Origin of the sequence: Zhenhengia yiwuensis, assembly GCF_014384995.1 — a bacterium.
Lineage (GTDB): Bacteria > Bacillota > Clostridia > Lachnospirales > Cellulosilyticaceae > Zhenhengia > Zhenhengia yiwuensis.
On record NZ_JACRSY010000012.1, the window covers coordinates 80,487 to 94,194 of the forward strand.

General features: G+C 37.1%; 12 protein-coding genes, 1 riboswitch and 1 other annotated feature (1 of these 14 running past the window's edge). All 12 genes read right to left on the reverse strand.

Going from position 1 to position 13,708, the window contains the following annotated elements:
* Positions 1-59 (reverse strand) — a sequence feature (ribosomal protein L10 leader region) (it extends 80 nt beyond the left edge of the window).
* Between the two features lie 65 nt (positions 60-124).
* The 12 genes from rplA to mreB all read right to left on the reverse strand — a co-directional run bounded on the left by rplA (position 125) and on the right by mreB (position 13,638).
* Positions 125-817: a 50S ribosomal protein L1 gene (rplA, locus tag H8718_RS09080; RefSeq protein WP_177670678.1), complete on the reverse strand. Its 693-nt coding sequence runs from the start codon at positions 815-817 to the stop codon at positions 125-127.
* An 87-nt stretch (positions 818-904) separates the two neighbouring features.
* Positions 905-1,330, reverse strand: coding sequence for a 50S ribosomal protein L11 (gene rplK, locus H8718_RS09085; protein ID WP_177670676.1), 426 nt, complete (start codon positions 1,328-1,330; stop codon positions 905-907).
* Positions 1,331-1,444: 114 nt separating this feature from the next.
* Complete coding sequence (gene nusG, locus H8718_RS09090; RefSeq protein ID WP_177670675.1) at positions 1,445-1,963, reverse strand: transcription termination/antitermination protein NusG; 519 nt, start codon at positions 1,961-1,963, stop codon at positions 1,445-1,447.
* A gap of 14 nt (positions 1,964-1,977) precedes the next feature.
* A complete protein-coding gene (gene secE, locus H8718_RS09095; RefSeq protein ID WP_177670673.1) occupies positions 1,978-2,157 on the reverse strand; it encodes a preprotein translocase subunit SecE in 180 nt (59 codons plus the stop codon).
* A gap of 38 nt (positions 2,158-2,195) precedes the next feature.
* Positions 2,196-2,348, reverse strand: coding sequence for a 50S ribosomal protein L33 (gene rpmG / locus H8718_RS09100; RefSeq protein WP_053983214.1), 153 nt, complete (start codon positions 2,346-2,348; stop codon positions 2,196-2,198).
* Positions 2,349-2,629: 281 nt separating this feature from the next.
* Positions 2,630-5,842 carry a DEAD/DEAH box helicase gene (locus H8718_RS09105; RefSeq protein WP_249332645.1) on the reverse strand — a complete coding sequence of 1,071 codons (3,213 nt, stop codon included), beginning with the start codon at positions 5,840-5,842 and terminating at the stop codon, positions 2,630-2,632.
* A gap of 585 nt (positions 5,843-6,427) precedes the next feature.
* Entirely contained in the window at positions 6,428-7,132 is a 705-nt protein-coding gene (locus tag H8718_RS09110) for a ComF family protein (RefSeq protein ID WP_249332646.1), read from the reverse strand.
* A gap of 31 nt (positions 7,133-7,163) precedes the next feature.
* Positions 7,164-9,398: an SF1B family DNA helicase RecD2 gene (gene recD2 / locus H8718_RS09115; protein ID WP_177670667.1), complete on the reverse strand. Its 2,235-nt coding sequence runs from the start codon at positions 9,396-9,398 to the stop codon at positions 7,164-7,166.
* 14 nt (positions 9,399-9,412) lie between these two features.
* Positions 9,413-9,754 carry a hypothetical protein gene (locus H8718_RS09120; protein WP_177670665.1) on the reverse strand — a complete coding sequence of 114 codons (342 nt, stop codon included), beginning with the start codon at positions 9,752-9,754 and terminating at the stop codon, positions 9,413-9,415.
* Positions 9,744-11,021 (reverse strand): DUF1576 domain-containing protein, encoded by a 1,278-nt coding sequence (locus H8718_RS09125; protein ID WP_249332647.1) that lies wholly within the window; start codon positions 11,019-11,021, stop codon positions 9,744-9,746. The genes H8718_RS09120 and H8718_RS09125 overlap by 11 nt, the downstream gene beginning before the upstream one ends.
* Positions 11,022-11,099: 78 nt before the next feature.
* Complete coding sequence (gene metK / locus H8718_RS09130; protein ID WP_249332648.1) at positions 11,100-12,287, reverse strand: methionine adenosyltransferase; 1,188 nt, start codon at positions 12,285-12,287, stop codon at positions 11,100-11,102.
* A 122-nt stretch (positions 12,288-12,409) separates the two neighbouring features.
* Positions 12,410-12,513, reverse strand: a riboswitch (SAM riboswitch).
* Between the two features lie 114 nt (positions 12,514-12,627).
* Positions 12,628-13,638, reverse strand: coding sequence for a rod shape-determining protein (gene mreB, locus H8718_RS09135; protein ID WP_177670658.1), 1,011 nt, complete (start codon positions 13,636-13,638; stop codon positions 12,628-12,630).
* Between the last annotated feature and the right edge of the window lie 70 nt (positions 13,639-13,708).

The following is a 13,708-nucleotide window of genomic DNA, read 5'->3' on the forward strand; positions in this document are numbered from 1 at the left end:
AGGTTGTATACGTTATGCCTTGTGGCACCTACTGTCTGCGGTACAGTATTCATTTTCAACAACTAAGATGATAACATGTCCACCTTAGATTGTCAACATTTATTTAGCTACCAGTTTCTGTTAATTATTCAGCTTTTGTTGGGTTAACTTTTACGCCAGGACCCATTGTTGAAGAAACAGAGATGCTACGAAGGTATTGACCTTTAGCAGCAGCTGGTTTAGCTTTTATGATTGCACTCATTAATGTGGAGAAGTTGTCTTGTAATTTTTCTTGACCGAATGAAACTTTACCAATTGGAACGTGGATAATGTTTGTTTTGTCAAGACGGTACTCAATTTTACCAGCTTTGATATCATTGATTGCTTTAGTAACATCCATAGTAACTGTACCAGCTTTTGGGTTTGGCATTAAGCCTTTTGGTCCAAGTACACGACCAAGACGACCTACAACACCCATCATATCTGGTGTAGCAACTACAACATCAAAATCGAACCAACCTTCGTTTTGAATTCTTGGGATTAAATCTTCAGCACCTACGTAATCTGCACCAGCAGCTAATGCTTCATCAGCTTTAGCACCTTTAGCAAATACAAGTACTTTATGAGTTTTACCAGTACCGTGTGGTAATACTACCGCACCACGTACTTGTTGATCAGCATGACGGCTGTCAACACCTAATTTGATGTGTGCTTCAACTGTTTCGTCGAATTTTGCACTAGATGTTTTTACTACTAAATCAAAAGCTTCAGCAACATCGTATAAGTTTGCACGATCTACTAGTTTAGCAGCTTCGATATATTTTTTTCCTCTTTTCATAACGTTACCTCCTTGTGGTATTATCGGGGACTACGCCCTCCCACGTACTATATACGCGCTCAAATAATTTAAAATACTAGTTTTGAATTAACCTTCAATAACAATACCCATTGAACGTGCTGTACCAGCAATCATGCTCATAGCAGCTTCAATGCTTGATGCATTAAGGTCTGGCATTTTAAGTTCTGCAATTTCTCTGATTTTTGCTTCAGTGATTTTTGCAACTTTTGTTTTGTTTGGTACTGCTGAACCAGATTGAATGTTAGCTGCTTTTTTAAGTAATACAGCTGCTGGTGGAGTTTTTGTGATGAAAGAAAAACTTCTGTCAGCATATACAGTGATAACTACTGGAATAATAAGACCAGCATCTTTTGCTGTTCTCTCGTTGAATTCTTTTGTGAAGCCAACGATGTTAACACCATGTTGACCAAGTGCTGGACCAACTGGTGGAGCTGGTGTTGCCTTTCCAGCTGGAATTTGTAATTTAATCATTCCTGTAACTTTTTTAGCCATAGTTAGGCACCTCCTAAAAAAATGTGGTATTCGCGGGGAATTCCCTCCCACTCGCGCGTTGCTTAAATATTTTACTAAATATCGTGTGTAATTTACACACTCGAAGCTGAAATTTTAGATAAGACTCTCAACTTGTTCGAAACTTACCTCTACTGGGAACTCACGCCCAAATCCTTGAACAGATACAATAATTGCACCTTTTGCTTCATGGATTTCTTTTACAATCCCTTCAGAATCTTGGAAAGCTCCTGCTAGAATTCTAACTGGGTCGCCAATTTCTACATGTGGACGTAATGCTGCAAGATCAATTCCCATGCCTTTGATTTCATCGACAGTTAAAGATACTGGTTTAGAGTCAGGACCAACGAAACCTGTAACCCCACGTGTGTTACGCACAACATACCAAGTATCATCAGTCATAACCATCTTAATTAGTACATATCCAGGGAAAGTCTTTCTCTGAACAGTTCTTTTAGTCCCGTTCTTTTCCTCTACTTCATCTTGCATAGGAACTTCAACCACATGGATTAAGTCTTGCATATTACGATTTTTAATAGCTTTCTCAATATTAGCTTTTACTTTGTTTTCATATCCAGAATATGTGTGTACCACATACCATCTTGCTTCATCCATTGTTGTGCCTCCAATTATGCTAGTTGATGTAATAGTTGCATTCCGTAACTAAATACAAAGTCCATACCAAAAATTATAACAGCTACCACAAGTGAAAATAAAATGACATCTGTAGTTTTTGTCATAAGTTCTGATTTGCTTGGCCAAACTATTCTTTTACTTTCTGCTATGAAGTCTTTAAAAAATTCAACCATCTTCATATTCCTCCCTGGGTATACCGATTCATACACTCTTATTTTTTAGTTTCTTTGTGAAGTGTATGTGTTTTGCAGAATTTGCAATACTTTTTAGTTTCCATGCGATCAGGATGTGCTTTCTTATCCTTTGTCATGGTGTAGTTTCTACGCTTGCAATCCTCACAAGCTAAAGTAATTTGTACTCTCACGATCGACACCTCCACTTGAGTTAAAGCTCTTAAAAATTGCCATAAAAAAAAGACCTATTTAGGTACAAGTTTAATATATCACACCCGAAATCTTATCGTCAAGCTAATTATACAAGATTTCTTTGTTAAATTTTATCAATTCTTGTTAATCTAAAAGCGTCTGTGCTTCCTTCGGCATGGTCATAGATTAGCACTTCTTTATAAAGTTAGCAATAGGAATATCTATCCAAATCATCAAGGCTTAGCCCATAGACTATAAGCTAAGCCTGTTAAATTGATTTTTAATCTAATTTAAATAAATCTTTTATTTCTTCTTCACTCATATGACTAATAAAGGTCTGCTCCCCTGTTAATACCTGATCAGATAAACCAATCTTCTTATCTTGAAGCTTCTTGATTTTTTCTTCTATCGTATTTTGAGTAATAAGCTTAAAGACCTGTACATTATTCTTTTGCCCAATACGGTGTGCCCTGTCTGTTGCCTGGTTTTCACTTGATACATTCCACCAAGGGTCATAATGGATAACAATATCTGCTCCTGTAAGATTCAGCCCTGTTCCTCCTGCTTTAAGTGAAATCAAGAATATAGGTGTTGTATCTTTATTAAAGAGCTCTACCATTTCAATTCTTCTTTCTGCCTTTGTTGCACCTGTCAGCATATAATAAGAAATCCCTCTTACTTGTAGCTCATAAGCAATCTTATCAAGCATGGTTGTAAACTGTGAAAAGAGTAAAATCTTATGTCCTGATTCAATACTGTCTTCAATAAGCTCTATACATTGGTCGAGTTTACTACTTCCTCCTTCATACTCATCAAGATATAACCCTGGATGGCAGCATAACTGTCTAAGCCTCGTAAGCATAGCTAGTATTTTAATATGACTTCTACTTATACCATTTAATTTCATTTCCTTTTGGAATTCTTGCTGTAAGAGCGCTAAGTTAGCTTTATAAATTTTTTCCTGCTCTGGCGTCATTTCATTATAGAGAATGGTTTCGGTTTTCTCTGGGAGCTCTTTTAAGACATCTTTTTTTAGTCGTCGTAAAATAAATGGTGCTACCATAGTTCGTAGCTGATTGGTTGCACGCTCACTTTCAAACTTTAAAATAGGTGTCTCAAAGCTCCCTTTAAACTGCTGATAACTAAATAAATAACCCGGCATAATAAAATCGAAGATACTCCATAACTCTGCTAGTGTGTTTTCTATAGGCGTTCCTGTTAAAGCAAAGCGTACTTCACTTCTAACACATTTCAGTGCCTTAGCATTTTGTGTATTCGGATTTTTAATATAATGGGCCTCATCTGCAATACAATATTTAAAATGAAGAGATTCATAAAGCTCAATATCACGCTTTAATAAATCATACGAAGTAATAAGAATATCATAGCCTTCTATATGTTTAAGCTTCTCTTTTCTCTCTTCTATAGTACCATTTAAGACTAATACTTTAAGATGAGGTGTGAACTTTTCGATTTCTTTCTGCCAATTCAGTACAAGTGACGTAGGTGCTACAACTAAGTTCTGCTTAGATTTCCCATTCTGCTGCGCTGCTAATAAGGTAATCACCTGTAAGGTCTTTCCAAGTCCCATATCATCAGCCAGTATACCGCCAAATCCATATGCTGCCATAGTCCTTAACCATCTATAACCTACTTTCTGATAGCCTCTTAAAGTCTTCTTTAAAAAAGTTGGCACTTCAAAATCTGCATCTGCCACATTTTTTACATCACGAATAATCTGCTTAAAGTACTTATCGCGTTCTACACTTAAGTCTTCATTCTGCTTCGTAATCTGATCTAGATATAAGGCTCTATATTTAGGCAAAGTAACTTCTCCACTACTGATTGCATCACTACCCAGTCTTAACCCTTCCATAATTTGAGCCAGCTGGTCTACCTCACGATTTCCTACATCTATAAAGCTACCACTACGTAACCTATAGTATTTCTTCTTAAGGTGATACGCCTCCATAATGGCATCAATTTCTTCCGGTGTTAAGTTAATCTCCTCAAAATTCACCTTAAGCAAATCACTTTCTATCTTAATACCCACACTACCAATAAGCGGTTTTCTAAATTTCATAGCCTTAAGCTCATCTGTAATATGCACTTCACTTATAGGCAAAAGTTCATCTATCCCATAGGTAAGGAAGTTGTAAATGCTCTCTTCATCATCTAGGTGAAGCTGTCCTTTATTATTTTTGAACTGGTAGTTCTCCAGTATATTAGTGTAAGCATGCTCCTTAGTAATATCTCTAGCAAGGTCTACAGGTTCTCCCCCATGTGTATCATAAGGATTAAAAGTCGTAACGCCATAAGTAAAGGTCGTTTTTTCTACAATATTATTAGACCCATCTTTATCTAAGTAAGTTTTAATAACGAGTTCAGGTGGCGTATAACGTGCTAATAAACCTTCTTCTATATGAAGCTCTACATAACGTTTAATACGCGGTAAGATGGTGAGAACAAAACGTTGCCAGCCTCTCTCATCAAAATAAAACTGTCTTGTATGCATCTGATTCATATAATCTAGTATAGGCATAACGTTATCCGCAAAATTTTTATTACATTTATAAAGTTTATCTTCTATTATAATGTACTTATTTTTAGGATACTCAATCAGGCTATATTGATTCAAATTAGAAGTAAGAACAAACTGTTCCTCTTCCTTAGCTACATCAAAGTAAAGCTTTGGATTATCTTTTACTAATGTAATCTCTTCATTACTATCATCGTAATAAGAAATAGTTCTACCTTCCATAAGTTCAAAAAACTTATCAAAGCCGCCTGGAGTCAGTGCAATATATTTCTTGTCTAACTTAGTAAGTCTACCTGACATTTGGTCTAATGTAGCTTGCCTTGCCACTGCTTCATCCACAATCCACTCAATAAGTGGCCTATCTTGTTCACAAAATGCACCTACATGGTGGATAAATGCCAAATTCTTTCCATAACCTAGCTGTTCTTCTTTTAAAATAGCATCTACAAACTCCATTATATCTTTTACAATGTAAAGTCGATCTTCCCCCACTTGTAGACCTACCCCATATACATTCTCCCAAACTTTATAAAGTTTAGGCTGTACTCTTATATACCCTTCTCTATTCTTTTGCATCTTACGTATAGCTTCCTCTTCATAAAAGGCTAGCATTTCCATGCCATAAATCTGCTCAATAGGTTGAATTTTAATAGTCCCTGTCTGAAGTCTTTCCCAAAATTCCATAAGCAGCGCTGCACCATGCTCACAAATAGACCAATAGCCATAAGGTGGATGACAGCCGCACTTTACTCTTACACGTCCATCATCAAATATACGTACTATTGTCTCTACTTGATGATATTTATCTTCTTCTATTGTTCCATGTACCTCATAGCCATCCCTTTCCTTAAAGGCACTCATATGCTTAATACTCCCCAGCCCATAAAGACGCTTTGCATTATTGAAGGTAACTACGTTAGGACATAAATCTCTAATCTCTTCTAGCGTTAACATATTTTTCTCCTCGCCAATAATCTATCCTTTTATTATACCCCTTTTTAACCTAAAATAAAATTTCTAAAATTTTTCTCAATAAAAACAGGGAATTTCACCTACAAAGGACTATATATCTTATGTAAGTAGTCAAACAAATCCTAGGTAGTGTACTACTTACATCTTAGTAGACAAGCTAAAAAATCTAGTTCCCCCTTCTAGATTTTTTAGACCCTGCCTACTAACCTTAAATACTAGATGTGGCACTAGTACTTTAAGGCACCCATCACATAAATGCTATACTTATACAAAATTTATAGTCTTTCTTTGTAGAAAGCGCAAGCCAATCCCTACCGCAGATCCATATGTTCTAAGTGCTACTGTCCTACTTGCCGTGATAAATGTACTAGCATCCCTTTCACTTATAGTAGCGTCAAACACCCACCTAGTACCTATGCTAGCTTACGGATCTCCTTGCCCTTTCTAATCTAAAGCCTATATATTGGTATACAGTAAGGCAAAGTGATTTTGCCACATATAAAAGCCCAGCTAAATGCAGTTATTTTAAGGGGGAACTGCGCTTAGCTGGGCTTTTGTTGTCTTTATTTATAGTGCTAGACATACTGTTAGGATATAAGCTTTGTTTATTTTCACAACTTCTTCCTCTAATACACGCATACATTCACGGACAGTGCTACCTGTTGTATAAATATCATCTATAAAAGCAATAGTAATACCTTCATTAAAAGGTACTACTTCTTTTACTTTTATAGCTCCTTTAATATTGGTAGCACGTTCTTCTTTCTTGCAAGATGACTGTGGCTTAGTTTCCTTGCATCTTTCTAATACGTCATATACAGGGATACCTGTTTTATAACTAAGCTCATTAGCCAAATCTAGTGCCTGATTAAAACCTCTTTTCTGATACCTTTTCTTAGAAATTGGAATAGGTACTAAAACATCTAGCTCCCTCTTTAATTCCTCCATCCAACTTTCTATCATGAGTTCACTATAGCCCTTAGCATATTTTCTAATTCCTGTGTACTTCCATCTTTGAACACTTTCCTTATATAAATCTCTGTAAGGAAAAAGAGCCCTTACGCGCAATAAACGCAAAGGCTCCTCATTACAGTAAATGCATGTTTCCTCATGAAATGCATAAGGTTTCCCACATCTATTACATATATCCCTCTCTAAAAGCTGTACCTTACACTGATTACAAGTCAAGCTTTCTATAGGTGATTCTAAAATCTTAGAGCAGATTATACACTTATCCGGACATATCATTTCCTTTAAAATAGCCTTTAACACCTTTGTACCCCTTTGCCTAAATGATCCCAAGCTAAATTAACTGTCTAAGATGTGTCATTAAATTTGTATAACGTTCAAGTTCACTGTTATTTGCAATCATACGCGAAACTGTATCTTTAAGCCCTACTACAACAACCATTTTCTTCGCTCTTGTAACTCCTGTGTACAGTAGATTACGACTTAAAAGCATCGGTGGGCCACTATGAATTGGTAAGATGACTACCGGGTACTCACTCCCTTGTGACTTATGGATGGTAACTGCATAAGCGAGCTCAAGTTCATCAAGCTGATTAAACTCATACTCCGCCGTCTTGTGGTCGTCAAACAATACAGTAAGTACTTCCCTCTGTAAGTCAATGGCTTTCACCATACCACAGTCGCCGTTAAATACGCCAATCCCTTCATCTAAAGGATAACCTGTAGGTGCTAGGATTTTCCAAGGCGTATTGTAGTTATTCTTAATCTGCATAACTTTATCTCCTATACGGAAGATGGTGTCACGATACTCCTTCTCTACTTTTGTAAGCGCTGGAGGATTAAGGGCTTTTTGAAGCACCTTATTGAGCTCATTCACACCTAGGAGCCCTTTACGCATCGGTACAAGTACTTGTATTTCCTTTAGCGGGTCTACCTTCTGAAACTTAGGAATACGTGTTGTAATGAGCTCAATAATGGTATCTTGTACTTGCTGCTGTACGCTACGTGCCATAAAGAAGAAGTCTGTATTCTTTTCATTATAAACAGGCTCATCTCCTTGATTGATACGATGGGCATTCATAACAATAGCACTCTCTTGTGCCTGCCTGAAAATCTGAGTCAGTCTTACCACTGGAAGGCGTTCACTACGAATCATATCCTTAAGAACATTTCCTGCTCCTACTGAAGGGAGCTGATCAGCATCCCCAATAAGAATAACTCTTTGCCCTTCTTGCACTGCTTGCATTAAGGCATACATAAGGTTCACATCTACCATAGACATCTCATCAATAACAATAACGTCTGCTTCTAGAGGATTCTCTGCATTACGATTAAACATCTGTCTTTGGTCATCTTCTTTAAGGTAGCCTATTTCAAGTAAACGGTGGATGGTTTGAGCCTGCATGTTAGTTGCTTCGCTCATACGCTTTGCAGCTCTTCCTGTAGGTGCTGCAAGAAGTACATCCTCTCCAGCCTTCTCTAGCATATGCAAAATAGCTTTAATAGTTGTAGTTTTACCTGTACCCGGCCCCCCTGTTAGGATCGTTACCCCATTAAGAAGGACGTGTCTTACTGCCTCTCTTTGTTCTTCTACTAGCTTAATTTCAAGTTCTTTCTCTGTCTGCTTCAGCTCTCTTTCAAAATCAAAAGGCATATCTTTTTCATAAAGAGCTGCTAAGTCAATAAGCTTACGTGCAATCTGCAACTCTCTGTCAAATAAGTACTTAAGGAATACACAAATCCTATTATCATAATTCTTGACAATAATCGTACGTTGTATACTCAACTCGTCTAAAGCATTCTCGATAAGCATAATGGCTTCTTCTGGCACCGTAAGCAATTCTCTTGCCCGCCCAATAAGTAGGTCACGTGGTAAATAAGTATGCCCTTCTAAAGAAGCATTATTAAGGAGATATAACACACCTGTCTTAATACGTTGTGGGTCATTGCGCGCAATACCAATCTGCATAGCAATTTCATCAGCCTTTTTAAAGCCTATACCAAAGATATCCTCTGCTAATCGATAAGGATTAGTCTTAATCACTTCTACTGTCTGATCTTTATAGCGTTTATAAATCTTAATAGCATAAGTCGGTGTAATACCAAACTCTTGAAGAACCATCATGGCTGTCCTTAGCTCATGCTGCGCTCTAAAGACTTCGCTAATTTCCTTTGCCTTTTTCTCGCTAATTCCTTGGATTTGAGAAAGCACTGTAGGTTCACTTTCTATAATTCTAAAAGTATCTAAACCAAAGTGCTTAACAATTTTACGTGCTGTCTTGGGCCCAATCCCTTTAATGGCACCTGAAGCCAAATACCTTTCAATCCCCTGTACAGTCTTTGGAATACTTTTATCAAAGGTATCTACTTTAAGCTGTCTGCCGTATATAGGATGCGTGGTCCATTCCCCTACAATACGCACCTCTTCACCAGGATGAACACCTAGCATCATGCCTACACAAGATACTTCTTCACCTTCATATTCAATGGTACAAACTGTATAGCCATTTTCTTCATTTTGATAAATAATATCTTCTACAATGCCCTCTACTACTAATTGTTCTTCCATCTCTACTCACCTTTTCATTTATTACGAATGAGTTCAATCACAACCTTCTCTTCATCATACCCAATCGTAGCTTCATCTATCATTGTTCCTACTAGTCCAAGTTCTTCTGAGCTGTCTGTCTCACCAGCTAACTCCCAGTAATACTCTTCCATCTCACGCTCTCTCGGATAGCTTAAAAACTGTTTTAAATCATTAATACATTCTTCTATATAATCTAATGCCTCAGCCTCTACTGTAATGACTTCTCGATCTGGCAAGTCATTGATTTTTATATTCAAGCTCTTTGGATGATGCTCCATAAAAAATGTTGTTAACTCATCCACCATTTTAGCTATTTTTTTTATCTCATGTCTCATTCTTCTTCTCCTTTTTAAATGCATCAATTAAAGGGATTAAAACAGCTGCTACAATACCACCAGATAATCCATTGTTATAAAGCATAAGTCCACCATGCATAGCTCCTATATTAACAACAAAAGCCATATGGAGCATCCCTGCTACAATACCCCATAACGCGCCAAATTCACCGGCAACAGGTGCAAGTGTTGTCCCAAACAAAGCTGACATGACTAATGTAGAGATAGGCTTATCAATCCCAAACATGACCCACCCTAAACATACACCTAATACAATAGGCCATGTATTTTTAGGATGCTTACCAAAGCTTCCAAATCCCATTACAGCTAGGACAGCTGCTATGGTTGGTCCATTCATAACGCCACCTACTACAAGGACAAAGGCAATACTTAAAAGCCCTAATATGCCCATGTTCATAATACTTAAACCAAAACCATCCTGTTTTATCACATCTGTAACAAGACGCCCCGTATGTTTCATAACATCTCTGTAGCCTTTAAAACTTCGTTCATTAATTCGCCAGCCCAGTATAATTAAAGTTATACTATATAAAACAAAAAAGATAATAACAGCTGGATTGTTTTCTTGCAACAAAAGACTATTTGCCTCAATATTCACCTTAGAGACATCTAAAATAGAATAAACAAGCATCCCTACCAAGCCTGCTGCTGTACCCATATTATAAAGATTGTAACCTGAATGGAGAGTAAGTATATGGGCAGAAATAGTTGGCATAATAAATCCAATAAATCCACCGACTACAGCATTCATCACTATCACAAGCATTAAATGGTCAGACATAGCCCCTGCAATAAGGCTACTGATTGGACTAAAGGCTGTGGAGAACATATTAATTAATACAACGTTCTTATAAGGAATCTGATGATACCTACTATATATAAAGCCCCCAAAATAAAAAGGCCATATATTAAAGATATTTTTTCCCATAAAACTAAACCCTGCTAATAGGAATAAAGCTGCAATAATAATCCCATTAGGCTTTAAATCTAACTTTTTTATTAACCATAAATTAATAAGTAATACTAAAGCTGCATTGACTAGGGTAGGTCCTACTCCTGCTATAGCTAAATAATCTGTAAGAAGTACATCATTTGATTTTAAAATGATTTGAAACCCCTGCGAAAGCTCGCTTAAGTTGGTAGTCAAAAATGCATAAAGCAACATTGCCAAAGGTAGAATATACAGTACTCTGTACATGACTCTACTGGAAACTTTTTTTCTTCTGGTAATCTTGACTGTCTTCATGTATTCTCCTTTTTATTATGATGATACTTCTATGATAAAAAGACTTGCCCTTTTGGGCAAGCCTTTTATGAAATAACTTTATTGAATAGCAGCTTTAAGCGCTTCTGCTTTATCTGTTTGTTCCCATGGAAGAGATACATCTGTGCGACCGAAATGTCCGTATGCAGCTGTTTGTTTGTAGATTGGTCTTCTAAGATCTAGCATTTTAATAATGCCTGCTGGACGAAGGTCGAAGTTTTCTCTTACGATTTCTACAAGTCTTTCATCACTTACAACACCTGTACCATGTGTATTTACAAGGATAGATACTGGGTGTGCTACACCGATTGCATAAGCAATTTCGATTTCACATTTTGTAGCAAGTCCTGCTGCTACAATATTTTTTGCAACGTATCTTGCTGCGTATGCTGCTGAACGGTCTACTTTTGTTGGATCTTTTCCTGAGAAAGCTCCACCGCCGTGGCTTGCATATCCACCGTATGTATCTACGATGATTTTACGTCCTGTAAGACCTGCATCCCCTACTGGACCACCGATTACGAAACGGCCTGTTGGGTTGATGAAATATTTTGTTTCTGCATCAAGAAGCTCTGCTGGAATAACTGGTTTAATAACATGTTCCATAATGTCTTCATGAATTTGTTCTTGTGAAATTTCTTCTGCATGTTGAGTTGAGATAACAACTGCATCTACTCTTACTACTTTATCTCCATCATACTCAACTGTTACTTGTGATTTACCATCTGGACGAAGGTAAGGAAGTGTACCATTTTTACGTACTTCTGTAAGTCTACGTGTAAGTCTGTGTGCAAGAGAAATTGGCATTGGCATAAGCTCTGGTGTTTCATTACAAGCAAAACCAAACATCATACCTTGGTCCCCAGCACCTGTAGCTTCAATACCTTCTTCTGTTAAATCCCCTTTTCTATTTTCAAGAGCTGTATCAACACCCATAGCAATATCTGGTGATTGTTCATCAAGTGCTACAATTACGCCACATGTATTACCATCAAAACCAAAGTTTGGATTGTTATAGCCAATTTCATTAATTGTGTCACGTGCGATTTTATTAATGTCTACATAGCAACTTGTAGTAATCTCTCCCATTACAAGTACAAGACCTGTTGTAACTGCTGTTTCACATGCAACTCTCGCCTGTGGGTCTTGTGCGTAGATAGCATCTAATACTGAATCTGAAATCTGGTCAGCAATTTTATCTGGATGTCCTTCTGTTACTGATTCTGATGTGAATAGTCTTCTTGCCATTTCAAAATCCTCCTTAAAATTGTTTTAAATAAAGTTGTTTTAAAGATGTATAAATGCGATCTAGATAAAAAAATAAAGGCCTCACGAATGAGGCCCTGTCTACATAATCACTAAGTGATACATCCTCATCTTACAAGTACATTATGTACTTGTGGGAATTGGCACCCGCTATACGCTGGTTGCCGGGTTTCATAGGGCCCTGTCCCTCCACCTCTCTGGATAAGAATTACTCATCAATATTTAATTTACAATTTATTATTATAAATAAGATTTATTATTTGTCAAGCGTAATTTTTAGAACTTTTATTAGATGCCTTTTAATGATCTATCACGAAATGCTTTATACATAAGGATTTCTTTTCTTATTTTTAGAATATTTATACTCTACAAATAAACCTGTTCCCACAGCCACACAAGAAATAGCTTCATCTGCAATAACTGCATTAATACCTATTTTTTCTGTAATAAGTTTGTCTAATCCATAGATTAAGCTACCGCCACCTGTGAGTACAATTCCTCTATCAGATATATCGGCTGCAAGCTCTGGTGGTGTCATTTCTAACACATCTCGAATAGCTTCAACCATATCATCAATAGGTTCACGAAGTGCCTCTAATATTTCATCTGAAGATAGCACAACATTTTTAGGCAAACCTGAAACAAGGTTACGCCCCTTTGCTGTCATCTCTACAGGTACCTCTCGTTTAAAAGCACATCCTATTGTCTTTTTAACTTCTTCCGCAGTTCTTTCCCCAATCAAAATATTATGTTTACGTTTTAGATAATATGCAATAGCATCATCTAAATTGTCTCCCGCCGTTTTAATAGACTTGTTAACAACCGTTCCACCTAATGAAATAACAGCAATATCCGTTGTTCCTCCCCCAATGTCTACAATCATGCTCCCACACGGTCTACTAATATCTATCCCCGCACCAATAGCTGCTGCTATCGGCTCTTCTATAATATCTACTTTTCTTGCACCTGCTTGCCTTGTAGCATCCTCTACAGCACGCTTTTCTACTTCAGTGACCCCGCTCGGTACACATACAGCAATTCTAGGTTTAATCAGCCTAGGTCCAATTGCCTTATGAATAAAATATTTCAGCATTTTTTCTGTTGCTTCATAATCATCAATAACGCCACGTCTAAGTGGTCTAATAGCTGTAATATTCTGTGGTGTACGCCCAAGCATAGCACGTGCCTGCTCTCCTACTGCAATGACTTCGCCGGTCTTAGTATGAACGGCTACAATAGAAGGTTCCTGCAAAACGATGCCTTTACCTTTTATGTAGATAAGAACAGATGCTGTTCCTAAATCAATGCCTATATCTGCTCCGCTTCCAAACATCTCTCATTTCTCCTACTTTTCTGCTATTTTTCATCATAAAATTACTTTCATTATACTAGAAAAGAATTTC